General features: G+C 73.1%; 14 protein-coding genes and 1 riboswitch. Of the genes, 3 read left to right on the plus strand and 11 right to left on the minus strand.

The window, feature by feature from the left end; all coding sequences use genetic code 11:
* Positions 1 to 193: 193 nt before the first annotated feature.
* Both EES41_RS11580 and EES41_RS11585 read right to left on the minus strand, forming a co-directional pair.
* Complete coding sequence (locus EES41_RS11580) at positions 194 to 637, minus strand: SRPBCC family protein (protein ID WP_073774472.1); 444 nt, start codon at positions 635 to 637, stop codon at positions 194 to 196.
* 142 nt (positions 638 to 779) lie between these two features.
* Positions 780 to 1,571, minus strand: a complete 792-nt coding sequence (locus tag EES41_RS11585) for a metallophosphoesterase (protein ID WP_123077817.1) — start codon at positions 1,569 to 1,571, stop codon at positions 780 to 782.
* A 229-nt stretch (positions 1,572 to 1,800) separates the two neighbouring features.
* Between EES41_RS11585 and EES41_RS11590 the strand changes: the two genes are divergently transcribed.
* Positions 1,801 to 3,597: a long-chain fatty acid--CoA ligase gene (locus tag EES41_RS11590; RefSeq protein ID WP_123077819.1), complete on the plus strand. Its 1,797-nt coding sequence runs from the start codon at positions 1,801 to 1,803 to the stop codon at positions 3,595 to 3,597.
* A 12-nt stretch (positions 3,598 to 3,609) separates the two neighbouring features.
* Here the strand turns inward: EES41_RS11590 and EES41_RS11595 are convergent, their stop codons facing one another.
* From EES41_RS11595 to EES41_RS11625, 7 genes are all read right to left on the minus strand, one after another.
* Complete coding sequence (locus EES41_RS11595) at positions 3,610 to 5,226, minus strand: GMC oxidoreductase (protein WP_123077821.1); 1,617 nt, start codon at positions 5,224 to 5,226, stop codon at positions 3,610 to 3,612.
* A 97-nt stretch (positions 5,227 to 5,323) separates the two neighbouring features.
* Positions 5,324 to 6,466, minus strand: a complete 1,143-nt coding sequence (locus EES41_RS11600; protein WP_123077823.1) for a glycosyltransferase family 4 protein — start codon at positions 6,464 to 6,466, stop codon at positions 5,324 to 5,326.
* 37 nt (positions 6,467 to 6,503) lie between these two features.
* Positions 6,504 to 7,631: a hypothetical protein gene (locus EES41_RS11605; protein WP_123077825.1), complete on the minus strand. Its 1,128-nt coding sequence runs from the start codon at positions 7,629 to 7,631 to the stop codon at positions 6,504 to 6,506.
* 48 nt (positions 7,632 to 7,679) lie between these two features.
* Entirely contained in the window at positions 7,680 to 8,744 is a 1,065-nt protein-coding gene (locus EES41_RS11610) for an NlpC/P60 family protein (RefSeq protein ID WP_123077827.1), read from the minus strand.
* A 266-nt stretch (positions 8,745 to 9,010) separates the two neighbouring features.
* The gene (locus tag EES41_RS11615) at positions 9,011 to 10,051 is read right to left on the minus strand and encodes a C40 family peptidase (RefSeq protein ID WP_008738808.1); all 1,041 of its coding nucleotides are present in this window, start codon (positions 10,049 to 10,051) and stop codon (positions 9,011 to 9,013) included.
* A gap of 265 nt (positions 10,052 to 10,316) precedes the next feature.
* Complete coding sequence (locus EES41_RS11620) at positions 10,317 to 11,681, minus strand: NYN domain-containing protein (RefSeq protein WP_123077829.1); 1,365 nt, start codon at positions 11,679 to 11,681, stop codon at positions 10,317 to 10,319.
* Positions 11,682 to 11,720: 39 nt separating this feature from the next.
* Complete coding sequence (locus EES41_RS11625; protein ID WP_008738811.1) at positions 11,721 to 11,960, minus strand: hypothetical protein; 240 nt, start codon at positions 11,958 to 11,960, stop codon at positions 11,721 to 11,723.
* Between the two features lie 137 nt (positions 11,961 to 12,097).
* On the opposite strand from EES41_RS11625, the gene EES41_RS11630 reads away from it, so the two are divergent.
* Together EES41_RS11630 and EES41_RS11635 are read left to right on the plus strand one after the other, a co-directional pair.
* Entirely contained in the window at positions 12,098 to 12,820 is a 723-nt protein-coding gene (locus EES41_RS11630) for a rhomboid family intramembrane serine protease (RefSeq protein ID WP_123082396.1), read from the plus strand.
* Complete coding sequence (locus EES41_RS11635) at positions 12,817 to 13,098, plus strand: Lrp/AsnC ligand binding domain-containing protein (RefSeq protein WP_031148522.1); 282 nt, start codon at positions 12,817 to 12,819, stop codon at positions 13,096 to 13,098. Before EES41_RS11630 ends, EES41_RS11635 begins: the two co-directional genes overlap by 4 nt.
* Before the next feature lie 45 nt (positions 13,099 to 13,143).
* On the opposite strand, the gene EES41_RS11640 is transcribed toward EES41_RS11635, so the two are convergent.
* Together EES41_RS11640 and trpD are read right to left on the minus strand one after the other, a co-directional pair.
* Positions 13,144 to 14,538 (minus strand): aminotransferase class V-fold PLP-dependent enzyme, encoded by a 1,395-nt coding sequence (locus tag EES41_RS11640; protein ID WP_123077831.1) that lies wholly within the window; start codon positions 14,536 to 14,538, stop codon positions 13,144 to 13,146.
* Positions 14,539 to 14,753: 215 nt separating this feature from the next.
* A riboswitch (SAM riboswitch) is annotated at positions 14,754 to 14,870 on the minus strand.
* Between the two features lie 131 nt (positions 14,871 to 15,001).
* Positions 15,002 to 16,066, minus strand: coding sequence for an anthranilate phosphoribosyltransferase (gene trpD / locus EES41_RS11645; protein WP_123077833.1), 1,065 nt, complete (start codon positions 16,064 to 16,066; stop codon positions 15,002 to 15,004).
* Positions 16,067 to 16,143: the final 77 nt, after the last annotated feature.

Here is a 16,143-nt window from a genome sequence, read left to right on the forward strand (position 1 = left end):
CCGGAAGGCCTGCTCCGCCGGGCCACTCCTCCCACGCCGGACAGGCTAAAGGGCTGGCTCCGCCGGACCCGGTCCTCGAACCGGGCCGGGCCGGAGGGCTGGCGGCGCGGACGCGGACCTCCCTCGGCCGCACGGGCCGGAGGGCCGGCTGCGGCGGGGCCGGTCATCGGAGGCCGGGCGGGGCGGGGTCCGGTCAGGCGGTGGCTTCCACGCGCTTCTTCAGGCCCGCCAGGGCGCGGTCGATGATGACCTTTTCCGCCTTGCGCTTGATCATCCCCAGCATCGGGATCTTGACGTCCACCGTCAGCTGGTAGGTGACCTCGGTGCGCTTGCCGCCCTCCAGCGGGGCCAGCTTGTACGAGCCGTCCAGCTGCCGCAGCATCTGGGACTTGTCCAGGGTCCAGCTGACCTCGTCCGTACCCGCCCAGCTGTAGGCCAGGGTGTGGTCGTCCTTGATCGCGCCCGCGTCGAGCAGCAGGCGGACCTTCGACGCCCGGCCTTCGGCGTCGGTGCCCAGCACCTCGGCCTCCTTCACCTCGCCGGTCCACTCGGGGTAGCGGGCGAAGTCGGCGATCACGGCCATGACGTCGGCCGGCGCCGCGTCGATCGTGATGCTCGATTTGGTGTGTTCCGCCATCGCGGGCGCTCCTCCGTGGAGAGTTCGAGGAAGTGTGCGGGCGGCCCCCGGCCGCCGCGTGAAGGCTACCGCGCGTGCGGACCCCGCCACTCCAGCGGACCCCACGACCGCGCCGGATACCGCCGGTCACGGCCGGAACCGGTCACCACTCCAGCGCCCACGGCCGCCCCGTCGCCGCGAAGTGGCCGACGTTCACGCACTCCGTCCCCCCGATCCGCATCCGTCGCGCCAGCGGCTGGTGCACGTGCCCGAACAGCGCGTAGCGCGGCCGGGTCCGCCGGATCGCCGCCAGCAGCGCCTCGCTGCCCCGCTCGAACCGGCGCGCCACCGTGTCGTAGCAGAGCTCCGGAACCTCGGGCGGGATGTGCGAGCACAGCACGTCGACCTCCCCCAGCGCCTCCACCTTGGCCGCGTACTCCTCCTCGGACACCTCGTACGGCGTCCGCATCGGCGAGGGCAGCCCGCCGCCGACGAAGCCGAAGACGCGGCCGCCGATCTCCACCCGCTGCCCGTCGAGGACGGTGGTGCCGGGTCCGGCGTACTCCTGCCACAGCCCGGGGATGTCTACGTTGCCGTAGGTGGCGTACGTCGGGCTGGGCAGGGCGGCGAACATCTGCGCGTACTGCCGCCGTACCGCGCCCTCGATGAGCCGCTCCCGGTCGAGCCCGGCCCACAGGGCCCGCCCGAAATCCCTGGCCTCCGCGAACCTGCGCGCCGTCCGCAGCGCCACGATCCGGTCGGCGTTCTCGACGCCGAACAGGTCGGGGAAGATGCCGCGCGAGTGGTCGGCGTAGTCGAGGAAGAGGACGAGGTCACCGAGGCAGATCAGCGCGTCGGCGCCTTCTCCGGCCCGCGCGAGCGCCTCCGTGTTGCCGTGGACGTCGCTCACGACGTGAACCCGCGTACCGGCCCGGCCGGTTTTGCTGCCACCCATGCCCGCCACCCTAGGGGCGCCTGGGGAGTCGGGGTAGTGCGGGTCGGGCAGCCAGCCGGACCTGCGGTTACTTCCAAGTCTCAAACGGGGTCGACTAGGGTCGGTACGGCACGGCCGCGTCGGTGTGACGCACGGAACAATGGCCGGTTCCCTCTATCCGGAACCCACTACCGGTGGGTAACGTCCGGTCGGTCCACACGTGGCGATGGCGCCCAGAGGAGCAGCAGTCTTGCGCGAGTTCAGCCTTCCGGCCCTGTACGAGGTCCCGTCGGACGGGAACCTGACGGATCTCATCCGCCGCAACGCCGCTCAGCATCCAGACACCGCCGTGATGAGCCGCAAGGCCGACGGCAAGTGGCAGGACGTGACCGCGAGAGAGTTCCTCGCCGAGGTCCGCGCGGCTGCCAAGGGCCTGATCGCGGCCGGCATCCGGCCCGGTGACCGGGTCGCGCTGATTTCCCGCACCCGCTACGAGTGGGTGCTCCTCGACTTCGCGATCTGGAGCGCCGGCGCCGTCACCGTCCCGGTGTACGAGACCAGTTCCCCCGAGCAGATCCAGTGGATCCTCGGCGACTCCGGCGCGGTCGCCGTGATCGTCGAGAGCCCCGCGCACCACGAGGCCGTGGCCTCCCTGCGCGACCGGCTCCCGGATCTGCGCGAGGTCTGGGAGATCGACCGGGGCGGGCTGGAGACGCTGAACGCCGCCGGCGCGGTCGTCACCGACGCCGAGGTCGACGAGCGCAGCGACCTGGCCAACGCCGACGACCCGGCCACCATCGTCTACACCTCGGGCACCACCGGCCGCCCCAAGGGCTGTGTGCTGACCCACCGCAACTTCTTCGCGGAGTGCGGCAACGCGGTGGAGCGCCTGAGCCCGCTGTTCAAGACCGGCGAGTGCTCGGTGCTGCTGTTCCTGCCGGCCGCGCACGTCTTCGGACGGCTCGTCGAGGTGGCCGCCGTGCTGGCGCCGATCCGGCTGGGCTGCGTTCCGGACATCAAGAACCTCACCGATGAGCTGCAGTCCTTCCGGCCCACGCTGATCCTCGGCGTCCCCCGGGTCTTCGAGAAGGTCTACAACTCGGCGCGCGCCAAGGCGCAGGCCGACGGCAAGGGGAAGATCTTCGACGCGGCGGCCGACACGGCCATCGCCTACAGCCGCGCGCTGGACACCCCGCGCGGCCCGTCCTTCGGCCTGAAGCTGAAGCACAAGATCTTCACCAAGCTGGTCTACAGCAAGCTGCACGCGGTCCTCGGCGGCCGCGGCGAGTACGCGATCTCCGGCGGCGCCCCGCTGGGCGAGCGCCTGGGGCACTTCTTCCGCGGCATCGGCTTCACGGTGCTGGAGGGCTACGGCCTGACGGAGACCTGCGCCGCGACCACCTTCAACCCGTGGGACAAGCAGAAGATCGGTACGGTCGGCCAGCCCATGCCGGGTTCCGTGGTGCGCATCGCGGACGACGGCGAGGTGCTGCTGCACGGCGAGCAGATCTTCCCGGGGTACTGGAAGAACGAGACGGCGACCGCGGAGGCGCTGGCCGACGGCTGGTTCCACACCGGCGACGTCGGCACCCTCGACGAGGACGGCTACCTCACGATCACCGGGCGCAAGAAGGAGCTCATCGTCACGGCGGGCGGCAAGAACGTGGCCCCCGCGGTGATCGAGGACCGGATCCGGGCGCACGCGCTGGTCGCGGAGTGCATGGTGGTCGGCGACGCGAGGCCGTTCGTGGCCGCGCTGGTCACGATCGACGAGGAGTTCCTCGGCCGCTGGGCCGCGGAGAACGGCAAGCCGGCCGGTGTCACGGCGGCGGAACTGCGGGAGGACGCGGACCTCATCGCCGCCGTCCAGAAGGCCGTGGACGACGGCAACGCGGCGGTTTCCAAGGCGGAATCGGTGCGGAAATTCCGCATTCTGCCCTCCCAGTTCACGGAGGAGTCGGGCCACATCACGCCGTCGCTGAAGCTCAAGCGGAATGTGGTGGCGAAGGACTTCGCGGACGAGATCGAGGCGCTCTACCGCGGCTGATCAGGGCCTCGGTCAGTGCGGGTCCTGGGCCAGGATCCGCGCCATGTTCCGCTCGGCGAGGGCCGTGATCGTGACGAACGGGTTCACGCCGAGCGAGCCGGGCACCAGGGAGCCGTCGACCACGTACAGCCCCTGGTAGCCCTTGGCGCGGCCGAAGTCGTCGGTGGCCTCGCCGAGGACGCAGCCGCCGAGCGGGTGGTACGTGAAGTCGTCGGCGAAGTTCTTGTTGCCGCCGAACAGGTCGTACCGGTAGATCGTGAAGTTGGCCCGGTTGATGCGGTCGAAGAGGCTCTTGGCGGCCCGGACGGCCGGGGTGTTCTGGTCGCGGCGCCACTGGAGCCGCGCCGAGTCGCTCGCGGCGTCGTACGTGAAGTGGCCGCGCTCCGGGTTCTTCGTGATGGCCAGGTACATCGAGATCCAGTGCTCGAACCCCATGGGCAGCGGGGCGATCTCGGCGAACACCGGGCTCGCGGCATTGTCCCAGTCGTCGATGCCCAGCGCGGGCATGGTGGCCTGGTTGGAGCCGACGGTGTCCCACAGGTGGTTGGCGCGGGCGGTCATGACGTTGCCGTTGGGGCCCCAGCCGAGCCCGACCTTCTCGCTGAGGGCGGGCAGCGTGCCGGTCTCCCGGGCGCGGAGCAGGATCTCGGTGGTGCCGAGACTGCCGGCGCCCAGGAAGAGCTGTCGGCAGCCGAGTTCGCGGACCTGGGTGACCCGTCCGGTGACATCGCTGGTCCGCACGGTCAGTACGTACCCCCCGGCGGGGTCCTGCCGGACTCCGACCACCCGCTGCATGGTCTCGATGGTGACGTTGCCGGTGCCGATCGCGGCCGCGAGGTAGGTCTTGTCGACGCTCTTCTTGCCGTGGTTGTTGCCGTAGATGACCTCGCCGGCGAGTGCGGAGCGGGTGGCGGTGCCGGCCGCCTCGCGCTTCATGTACGCGAAGTCGTAGACGTTGGGGACGAATACGGTCTTCAGGCCGGTGTTCTGGGCGTGCTTGCGGGAGATCCGGGCGAAGCGGTACCACTCCGTGGACTCGAACCAGGCCGGGTCGATGTCGCCCACGCCGAGCATGGCGCGGGCGCGCGGGTAGTAGGTGCCGTACATCTCGTCGGCGTCGACCCGGGGCAGCACCTCGGAGAAGTACGAGCGGCGGGGCGTCGGCGACATGCCGCCGTTGACGAGGGAGCCGCCGCCGACCCCGCGGCCGACGTAGACGGACATGTCGCCGTAGTTCACCCGGTCCAGGACGCCCGGGTAGGGGCTGATGTCGCGGTTGACGACGTCGAGCCAGAGGAACTGGGCGAGCGGGGCCTCGGTGCGGTTGCGGAACCACATGGAGCGCTGGTCGGGCGCGGAGGTGGAGGGGAACACCTTCCCGTCGGCTCCGGGGGTGTCCCAGAGCCGGCCCATTTCGAGGACGACGGTACGGACGCCCGCCTGCCCCAGGCGCAGGGCGGCGACGGCGGAGCCGTACCCGGAGCCGACGACGATGGCGGGCGCGTACGAGGCGGCGGGGGGTTCGACGGCCGCGGCGGAGGCCGCGCCGATCCGGGTGAAGCCGAGGGCCGCGGCGGTCGAGAGCGCGCCGAGCCCCAGCATTTGACGGCGCGTCAGGTTGGGTGTCATGGCCGCATCATGAGCGGATTCGCGCCGTCCGCCCATACGCGGTAGTGACAGACATCTGAGGGACAGTCAGGCGTGGCGGCCCCGGGGGCCGCCCGGGTCAGAGCAGCTCGCGCAGCCGCTCGGCCAGGAGGTCCCAGCGCCACTTCTCCTCGACCCACTCCCGGCCCCGCTCGCCCATCCGGCGGCGCAGCTCCGGGTCCTGGAGGAGGGCGACGATCCGGTCGGCCGAGTCCTCGGCGGAGCCGCCCCGCACCACCCAGCCCGTCTCGCCGTCGAGCACCGCGTCGGGCGCCCCGCCGGAGTCGCCCGCGACCACCGGCAGGCCCGTCGCCGAGGCCTCCAGGTAGACGATGCCGAGCCCCTCGACGTCCAGGCCGCCGCGCCGGGTCCGGCACGGCATCGCGAAGACGTCCCCCGCGCCGTAGTGGGCGGGGAGCTCCGCCCACGGGACCGCCCCCGTGAACACCACGGACCGGGCGACGCCGGTGGACTCGGCCAGGGCCCGCAGGTCCGCCTCGTAGGGGCCGCCGCCGACGATGAGCAACGCCGCGTCCGGGACCTTGGCGAGGATCCGGGGCATGGCCTCGATCAGGGTGTCCTGGCCCTTGCGGGGCACCAGGCGCGAGACGCACACCACGACCGGGCGGTCGGCCAGGCCCAGCCGGGCCCGGACCTCGTCGCCGCCGGAGCCCGGGTGGAAGGTCTTCTCGTCCACCCCCGGCGGAAGCTGCGTCATCCGCGCCGCCGCCCGGTCGGTCACCGCCGAGGCGATCCGCGAGCGGGTGTACTCGCCCAGGTACGTCAGCGTGTCCGTGCCCTCGCCGATCCGCCGCAGCAGCTGCCGCGCGGCCGGGAGCTGGGCCCAGCCCGCCTCGTGCCCGTGCGTGGTCGCGACCAGCCGGCGCGCGCCCGCGCGGCGCAGCGCCGGGCCCATCAGCCCGAGCGGGGCGGCCGCCCCGAACCACACCGACTCGCAGCCGTGTTCGCGCAGCAGGCCGACGGCCCGCCGGGTCACCCGCGGGGTCGGCAGCAGCATCGTCGTACGGTCGCGGACGACCTGGAACGGCTGCTCGGCATCGAAGGCGGCGGTCGCCGCGCGGCCCTCCTCACCGTGCTTCCAGGTGGAGGCGTAGACGACGATCCGGTCGGGATCCAGCCTCAGCGCCATGTTGTGGAGGAAGGCCTGGATGCCGCCGGGCCGCGGCGGAAAGTCGTTGGTCACGATCAGCGTCTTGTGCATCGCCAGCCAAAGTACCCGACCCCCCGCCGACAGGGCCTCAAGGCCTCAGTTCCTCCGTCAGGTACGTCTGCCAGGCGCGGGTGAGGCCGGCGGGGTCGAGGGCCAGGGTTCCGGGCAGGGCCGTGGCCAGGGGCTCGCGGCCGGCCCTTCCGTACAGGCGGACCAGGGCCGCCTCGCCCCATCGGTCCGCGATCAGGCGGCAGGCCAGCCACGCGCCCCCGTACGCGCGCGCCAGCGCCTCCGGATCCCCGCCGAAGCCGAACGCCTCGTCGGCGGGCAGCGCGCCCGGCAGCTCGCCGCGCCGGACCGCCCGGGCCAGCTCGGGCGCGGCCTCGGCCGCCGTCCGTCCCGTCCCCCGGTACGCCGCCCAGTCCGCGAAGCCCTCGGAGAGCCACAGCGGGGTCCGCTCAGAGGTCGCGGCGCGGGTGGCGACGTGCGTGGTCTCGTGGGTCAGGACGATCCGCCGGCCCTCCTCGGAGAGCTCCGCGTACCCCTCGGGGTTGACGACCACCCGGTCGGCCGGGGCGGGTCCGGCGCCCACCCGGCCCGTGGTGACGGCGCCCAGACCCCGGTAGTCGGAGGCCGGGCGGCCGAGCAGCGCCGCCATGGCGTCCAGCGTGCCCGGGACCAGTACGACCACCCGCCCGGCCCACCGCTGCGGCCAGGCGGCGGTGACGGCCGCCACCGCGCGGTCGGCCTCGGCCGCGATCCCGGCCAGGTTCCGCTCCTGCCCGCCGGCCCCGAGCACCAGGGAGTGCGCCCCGCGGGCCACGGCCACCGGCCCCTGGTCCCACGGCTGCGGGAGCGCGCCCGGCGCGGGCCGGTCACCGGTGACCCGCCAGGCCGCGCCGTCCCGGACCAGCTCCACCTCGCGCGCCGACCCCGCGGGGGCCGTGTCGTATCCGGCGAGCCGGTAGCGCAGCTCCGCCCGCGCGAAGGCCCGTACGCCCTCCCGCCGGACCGAGGTGACCTCGTACGCCCAGTCCTCCAGCGGGATCCCGGCCGGCCCGGCGGGCGGCGCCGCGGACCACCGGGCCACCGCCCGGCGGATCTCGTCCTCCGCCGCGTCGCCCGTACCGGCGGGCGCCCCGCACGCGGCGAGCGGCGCCCACAGCAGCAGCGGCAGCGGCAGGGCGCGGAGCACGGCACGGCGGGCGAGGGGCATCCGCCGATCGTACGCAGGCCCGCGATCGCCGGCCCGCGGCCCCGGAGCCTAGGGCCGCGTCACCGCGGAGACCGGCATCATGCCGACCGGGTCGTACCGCACCCGGGCCCCGGGGTACGGGGCGTGCACGACCTGGCCGTTGCCCACGTACATGGCGACGTGGCTGGCGTCCGAGCGGTACGTGACCAGGTCGCCCGGGCGCGCCTGCGAGAGCGGGACCCGCCGTCCGGCGTGCCGCTGGGCCTGCGAGGTGCGCGGCAGGGCGACGCCGGCGTGCCGGTAGGACCACACCATCAGCCCGGAGCAGTCGAACCCGGACGGGCCGGTGGCACCCCATACGTACGGGCGGCCCACCGCGGACCGGGCGGCCATCACGGCGGCCGCGGCGCGCCCGGAGGAGGGGCCGAAGGAGGGCAGGTCGGGCAGCGCCTCGGAGCGGCCGTCGGAGCGCGAGGAGCGCTCGAAGTCGGCGCGTTCCGGTGCGGGCATGGCGCTCAGGAGCCGGCGGGCGGCGGCGAGCTTCGCCGTGATGGCGCGCTTGTCGCGGGCCGCCTCGGTGCGCAGGGCCTCCAGTTCGGCGAGTTTGCGGGAGGCCTCGTGGCGCTGCCGGCCGAGCCGGCGCTGCTCCTCGCGCAGGGCGTCGAGCCGGCGGGCCTGGCTGCCCGTCAGCCGCTCCAGGGCGGCGGCCCCTTCCAGGTAGTCGTCGGGGTTCTCCGACAGCATCAGCTCGACGGCGGGGTCGATGCCGCCGGAGCGGTACTGGGCCCCCGCGAAGTGGCCGAGGAGGCCCCGCATGGTGTTGATGCGGTCCTGGCCGCGGGCCACCGCGTCCTGGGCCCGGCTGATCTCGGCGCGGAGCCTGTCGGCCCGCTCCCCCGCCCGGTTGAAGCGTTCGGTGGCCTGCTCGGCCTCTTCGAAGAGCCGGTCGACCTGGGCGTGGGCGCCCGCCGGGGGGTCGTGCGGGAGACCGGGGGCCGCGCTGGCGGACGTGCCGGCCATGGCGACGGCGGCGCAGGCCGCGGCGGTGGCCGCCGCTGCGGTGAAGGCGGTGAGCTTCGTGTTCCGGTCGAGGCCGGTGAGGCCGCTGTGGCCGGGCCGGCGATGGGACGCCACGTGAAACCGCTCCCTTCCGCTGTGCGCGGCCCGGGTCCGCCCTCCGTGGACGGCCGTGTGCCGGGTCTCCGCGCTGGCAGACAGTAGCGGCGCGGTCACGCACCGGCCAACGACCGCCGCGGGGCACGCACGACGACGCCCCGCCGGAGACGCAGGTCACCGGCGGGGCGTGTGGTCAGGGCGGGGCCTCGCAATTCGCCCGGATGGGCGGTGTACGGCGGGCCCCCGGCACTCGGTCCGTGCGGACGGTCAGCCGGTGCGGACGGTCAGCCGATGCGGACGCCGAACTGGAACGGCATGTTGTCGATCGACTCGTACTTGACGCCGCCGCGCGGGTTCGAGGCGTGCAGCGTCATATTGTTGCCCGCGTACAGGCCGACGTGGTGCAGGTCTCCGTAGAAGAACACCAGGTCGCCCGGCTGGAGCTGGCTGCGGCCGATGCGCGTGCCGTCGTTCACCTGGGTGAAGGTGGTGCGGCTGATGTTGACGCCGGCCTGCTTGTACGCCCACTGGGTGAGCCCGGAGCAGTCGAAGGCGGTGGGGCCCTCGTAGCCGGAGATGTACGCGCTGCCCAGCTTGGTCTTGGCGGCGGCGAGCGCGGCGCCCGCGCGGCCGGAGGGCTTCACGTCGCCGAGGTCGGGGGTGCGTTCGCCCTCGCTGCGGCTGGCGCGGCTGGACTTGGCCTCGTCGTCCTTGAGCTGCGCGCGCTCCTGCGCCGTCAGGGTGTTGAGGAGGGCCTGGGCCTCCGCGAGCTTGTCCGCCGAGGCCTTCTTCTTCTCGCCGAGCTCCTTGCGGGTGGCGTCGAGGTCGGCGAGCTTGCCGGAGGCCTCCTGGCGCTGCTGCGCGAGGCTGCGCTGCTTGGCCTGGATCTTCGTGACCGATTCGACCTGCTTGTCGCTCAACTGGTCGAGCGTGGAGGCCTTGTCGAGGTAGTCGTCCGGGTCCGCGGAGAGGAAGAGGGCGATGGACTGGTCGACGCCGCCGCTGCGGTACTGGGCGCTCGCCATCGAACCGAGCGTGTTGCGCAGCTCGTTGAGCTCGTCCTGGCCGCGGGCGACCTGGTCCTGGAGCTGCCCGATCTCCTTTTCGAGCTTCTCCTGGCGCTCCTTGGCCCCGTTGAACTTCTCGGTGGCCTGCTCCGCCTCTTCGTAGAGCGCGTCGACCTGGGCCTTGACCTCGTCCTTGCTCGGCTTCGCCGGGGCGGCGCTGGCGCCCTGGGCGGAGAGGACGACCGCCGCTGCCGCCGTGGCGGTGAGGACGGTCACGCGGGCGCGGTTCGGCTGCTTGGGTCGACGGTGGGACGCCACGAAGGCGAGCTCCTTCTTCCTCTGACCGCCGAGCGGCGCGCGGAACCGGGCGCGCTCGGCAGCACCTCCGCCGACACTCCGAATGAGTGACCTACCGTACGAAGGTTTGACCAGACCCTAGTGACCAGGCTGTGATCAGTTCAAATCCTGGTGAGCAAAAACTCGGTCCCCGACCAGCTTCTTTACCTACAGAGCACGCTCTGTGCAAGGCACTTGACGGTACGTCCCCCACAGGTGGGGCCAATTCCGGCATTGAGCCCAGCAGTTACGAAACTCGCGAAAGCCGCTTCAGCAACAAAGCGGACGTCACGGGCCGGGCCCCCGCCTTCGCCACCCCGTCGGCGACCTCGCGGTCCGTGGAGACCACCACCACCGGCCGGCCCGCCGGCTCGGCGCGCACCAACTGGCGGATCAGCTCGTCCGCCGTCACCCCGGCCTTGGAGAACAGCACCCGCACCCCGCGCGGCGGCGCGAGCAGCACCGGGGCCGCCAGTTCCGCCCCGTCGAAGACACAGGTCATCTCCGCGCCCGTCTGCGCGGCCAGCATCGACAGCCCGCCCAGCAGCCGCAGCCGCTGCTTCTCCAGCGGCATCGTCGGATAGCCCGTCTTCGTCACGTTGTAGCCGTCGACCACCAGATGCGCCTGGGGCAGCGCCAACAGCTGGTCCAGCAGCGCCGGATCGGTCTCCGACAGGGCACGCGCCGCGATGTCCTTCGGGGTCATCCGGCCCGGCTCCACCGCGTCCACCGTGTCCGCGGGCCGCGTCGACACCGGCGGCAGCGCCAGCTCGCGGCGCAGCCCGGCGGCCGCGTCGAGCACCGTGTCCAGCAGCAGCCGCAGCCGCATGTCCTCGATGCTGCGCCCCTCGCGGGTGGCCCGGCGGGAGGTCTCCAGCGCCGTCTCCACCTCCGCCAGCCGGGACTTGAGCCGCCGGCTCTCGCTCTCGGCCGACGCCACCTGCGCGGCGGCCTCCGCGCGGAAGCCGTCGATCTCGGCCGTGACCTTGCGGAGCGCGGCCTCGCCCCGCTTGACGTCACTGAGGGCGCTGCGCAATTTGCGCTGAAGCGATTCCGCTTCCTTGCGGGCAGCATCCAGCTCGCCGCGCACCTGCTCACCGCCGGTGCGCTGCAGTTCCCGTACGTGGGCCAGCTCCTCGCGGAGCCGGTCCAGTTCGCGCCGGCTCTCCTCGTCGGCCCGCTCGGCGTCGGCCCGCTGGGCCTCCTCGCCCGCGGCGGCCACCAGCTTGACCCAGCCGGCCGGCCGCAGCACGTACGCCGCGGCCGCCACGTCCAGCGGATCGGCGGCGGCGGGCGGAGCGCCGGACTCCAGCGCGGCGGCCAGCTCGGCCTGCGCCTCGCGGAGCTTCTCGGCGACGCGGCCCCGGAAGACGGCGTCGCTCTCCACGGCCGCCGCCATCGCGTTGCCGGCGAACTTGGCGCGCCGGGTCGGGGTGAAGCGGGCGTACTGGCGCAGCTGCGCCGGGAGGTCCCCGACCGTCAGCGCGCCGAAGGCGTCCGAGACGAGCGCGACGACCCGGCGCCGCACGCCTTCGGGCAGCGGGCGGTCGAGCGCGTCGGCGCGGTCGCCGGCCGCGTCGGCCGGCTCAGCGCCGCTTTCTGGCTCCACGATCCGTCACCCCTAGCGTGATCTACTGTGGGCCCGGCTCCTTCAGGAGTCCGCGCCCGGCCTGTCGACGAGCTCGATCTGGTCCACCGCGTTGCACCAGCGGCAGCGCACCGACTCGATGGTCTCATTGACCACCTCGCGCTCCTCGACCTTGGGCTCCCCGGCCAGGTCGAGGTGAACGTACTCGACGACCTTCGACGAACGGGTGACATCGAACCGCGTGAGGTTGCCGCACAGGGTGCAGCGCCACCGGGTGGTGTCGGTCGGCAGGGGAACCGTCATCAGGCCGCTCTCTCCTTCGTAGCTCATTCAATTAAAGCCGTCGCCCGGCCCGTCCGCGCAGGTGTCCGCGCACGCAGCTCGTAACCCTACGGCCTGCCACCGCTCCGGGTGGGTCCGGTTGCGTCATGCTCGGTCGCATGATCGTAAGGTGGCGGGCCGTCCGCGAGGCCGCGCGGGGCCCGGTGATCACCCACGCCCTCATCGCGGGCTGCTGCGTGGTGTTCCTGATCGGCCCGGCCTCGGGCCTGAACCCCTCGTACGGGACGGGTGACCGGCTGCTGGCGACGGGCACGGCCTACTTCCGGCACTGGGGCGTGGTCCCGCAGGAGCTCTTCGGGGGATCGCCGCGAGCCCTGCTGACCCCGCTGACCGCGCTGCTCGTCCACGGCAGCTGGCTGCACCTGCTCGGGAACATGCTGTTCCTCTACGTCTTCGGCGCGATGACGGAGGAGCGGATGGGCCGACCGGAGTTCCTCTGCTTCACCATCTGTACGGGCTACCTCGCCCTCGCGGCGTACGCGGCGGCCAACGCCTCCTCGGACCAGACCCTCGTCGGGGCGTCCGGGGCGATCTCGGCGGTGCTGGGGGCGTTCCTGTGCCTGTTCCCGCGGGCGCGGGTGACGAGCCTGTTCCCCTTCCTGCTCTTCCTCCCCCTCCGGTTCCCGGCGTGGCTCGTACTGCTGTTCTGGTTCGCCCTCCAGTGGCTGGCGGCGCACCGCGCGGAGAGCGGCCCCGGGGTGGCCTACCTCGCCCACCTGGTGGGCTTCTCGCTGGGCTTCCTCTACGCGTGGGTGCGATACCGGCGTACGACTAGAGTGAGGCGTCCAGCGACGGCCAGCGAGGGAGACAGCCAACCGTGATCACCGCGATCGTGCTCATCAAGACCAGCGTGGACCGCATCCCCGAGATCGCCGAGGCCATCGCCGCGCTGGACAGCGTCAGCGAGGTCTACTCCGTCACCGGCACGTACGACCTGATCGCCCTGGTCCGCGTGGCCCGCCACGAGAACCTGGCGGACATCATCCCCGGCCGCATCAGCAAGATCCCGGGCGTCGAGGCCACGGACACCCACGTGGCGTTCCGTACGTACTCCCAGCACGACCTGGAAGCGGCCTTCGCCATCGGCCTCGACGCGTAGCCCTCCGCCGGGCCGGGTGTCGGACGGCGGTGTCGGACGGCGGTGTCAGACGGCCGGTACGCAGCGGCCCTCTTCCGTGCGGTACTGCCACTTGGCGCCGTCCGCGACGAGCTCCCCCACCGCGCGGACGAAGCGCTCGACGTGCTCGTCGGGGGTGCCGGCGCCGAAGCTGACCCGGATGGCGTTCAGGGAGCGCTCGCCCGGGGCCGCCTCGGGGGCCCCGCACTCGCCCTGGGCCTGCGGCTCGCTGCCGAGCAGGGTGCGCACCAGCGGGTGGGCGCAGAACAGGCCGTCCCGGACGCCGATCCCGTACTCCGCGGACAGCGCGGCGGCGAAGTGGGAGCTGTTCCAGCCGTCCACCACGAACGAGATGACTCCGACGCGCGGCGCGTCGTCCCCGAAGAGGGACAGCACGCGGACCGCCGGGACCTCCGCCAGGCCCTCGCGGACCTTCGCGATCAGGTGGCGCTCCCGCTCGACGAGGTCCTCGAACCCGGCCTCGGTCAGCGCGCGGCAGGCGGAGGCGATGGAGTAGACGCCGATGACGTTCGGGGAGCCGGCCTCGTGGCGGGCGGCCGTGGTGTGCCACTCGACCTCCACGCCGCCGTCCTCGCGCCGGGCCACCTTGCGCGAGGCGCCGCCGCCCGCGAGGTAGGGCTCGGCCTCCTGGAGCCAGTCCGCCCGGCCGGCCAGCACGCCCGAGCCGAACGGCGCGTACAGCTTGTGCCCCGAGAAGGCGACCCAGTCCACGTCCAGCTCCCGCACCGAGACGGGGTGGTGCGGGGCCAGCTGGGCGGCGTCGAGCACGATCCGGGCGCCGTGGGCGTGCGCGGCGGCGGCGAGCTCCTTGACCGGCCACAGCTCACCGGTGACGTTGGACGCGCCGGTCACACAGACCAGCGCCGGACCGTGGGGATCGCGGCCGGCGAGCGCCCGCTCCAGCGTCGCGACGGCCTCGGCCAGGGTGCGCGGCGCGTTGAGGTAGGTGACCCGGGCGTTCGTCCACGGCAGCAGCGAGGCGTGGTGCTCGGTCTCGAAGACGAAGACCTGGCAGTCGGCCGGCAGGACGGCGGCGAGCAGGTTCAGCGAGTCGGTGGTGGAGCGGGTGAACACCACCTGATCGGAGGGGCGGCAGTCGAGGAACTCGGCGACGGTGACCCGGCTCTGCTCGAAGAGGTCCGTGGACAGCTGGGAGAGGTAGCCCGCGCCCCGGTGCACGCTGCCGTAGTACGGGGCGTACGCGGCCACGTCGTCCCAGACCCGCTGGAGCGCCGGGGCGCTGGCCGCGTAGTCGAGGGCGGCGTAGCTGACCTCGCCGCCGGTGACGAGCGGGACGGTGACGTCACGGCCGAGGACGGCGAGCGGCGGGGCGGTGGCGGCAGCCGTGGCGGCGGCGGTGGTCGCGGTGGGGGCGCAGGCGGTGTTCAGGGATGCGGACATGGCGGAATCTCCCGGCGGGGCAGAGGTGAATGGCTTCGGTGCCCGCACGCGGGTACGGCCCAGCGGCCGTCCGGGTACGGGAAGTGCCTCGGAATGAACGGGGGTACACGGAAGTGACCCTGTTCCGAGGGGTGAAGAAGGGGCGGAGTCGCCCTATCGCATTCGCTTGCTCACGGAAAAAGCTCCTCGAAAGACCAGGACCCCTGGTGTCGAGGGATCCGCGCTTGCCGTAGGCCTTGCTGCCTACGACCTGGTCATCACCCGGGGCACCCCGCCACGGAAGGAGGGTTGCCGGACAGCAAGCCGGGGCCTAAACGCTGTCACTCGTGACCTGTTCAGCATCCTGCCACAAGATCTCCCGCGCGCAAGACCCCGGTCCGCATCGTGGACCGGGGTCTGCTCTTTCACGCCGTTCTCGCACCGCTCGGCCGCAGGCGGCCTCACGGGCTCCCGCCGGGCGCCGCTACGCGTTGCTCGCCGCCACCCAGCGCTCCAGCGCGGCCCGCGCCGCACCCGAGTCGATGGACTCGGCCGCACGGGCGATCCCGGCGGCGATCTGCTCCTCCAGCGAGGCCGTTCCCGGGTCCAGCGCCACCAGCGCCGCCGCCGAGTTCAGCAGCACCGCGTCGCGCACGGCGCCCGTCTCCCCGGCCAGCAGCCGGCGCGCGACGTCCGCGTTGTACGAGGCGTCCGCGCCCCGCAGCGCCGCGACGTCGACCAGGTCGATGCCCACGTCGCGCGGGTCGAACGGGCACTCCCGCACCGCTCCGTCGCGCACCCACCACACCCGGGAGGTGGCGGTGGTCGTCAGCTCGTCGAGGCCGTCGTCGCCGCGGAAGACCAGCGCGGAGGAGCCCCGCTCGGCGAGCACGCCCGCCACGATGGGCGCGACCCGCGGGTCGGCCACCCCGGTCGCCTGGGCCCGTACCCGCGCCGGGTTGGTGAGCGGGCCGAGGAAGTTGAACAGGGTCCGGATGCCCAGCTCCTTGCGGGCGGCGGCCACGTGCCGCAGCGCCGGGTGGAACTTCACGGCGAAGCAGAAGGTGATGCCCGCCTCCGCCGCGACCTCCACCACCCGGGCGGGGGTCAGGTCCAGGTTGACGCCGAGCTTCTCCAGGACGTCCGAGGACCCGCTCGCGGAGGACGCGGCCCGGTTGCCGTGCTTGACCACCTTGGCGCCCGTACCGGCCACGACGATCGCCGACATCGTGGAGATGTTCACCGTCTTGGCCCCGTCGCCGCCGGTGCCGACGATGTCCACCGTCCGGCCCGGCACCTCGATCAGGTTGGCGTGTTCGTACATGCTCCCGACGAGGCCGCTGATCTCCTCGACGGTCTCGCCCTTGGCGCGGAGCGCGACCACGAAGCCCGCGATCTGGGCGTCGGTGGCCTCCCCGCGCATGATCCGGTCCATGGCCCACGCCGTGTCTTCCGCGCCGAGGTCGTGGCCGGTCAGCAGGGCGTCGAGGAGGCCCGGCCAGCCGCGGGCCGCCACGCTGTCGCCGCCTGCCGGGGTCACAACGTTCATGGTCCGCTCCTGAGGGTCCACGTGGAAAGGGGAAGGGGGCAAGCCTATCCAGCCCCCGGGACGGCAGAGAGCCCCGT

The organism is Streptomyces sp. ADI95-16 (assembly GCF_003721495.1).
Lineage (GTDB): Bacteria > Actinomycetota > Actinomycetes > Streptomycetales > Streptomycetaceae > Streptomyces > Streptomyces goshikiensis.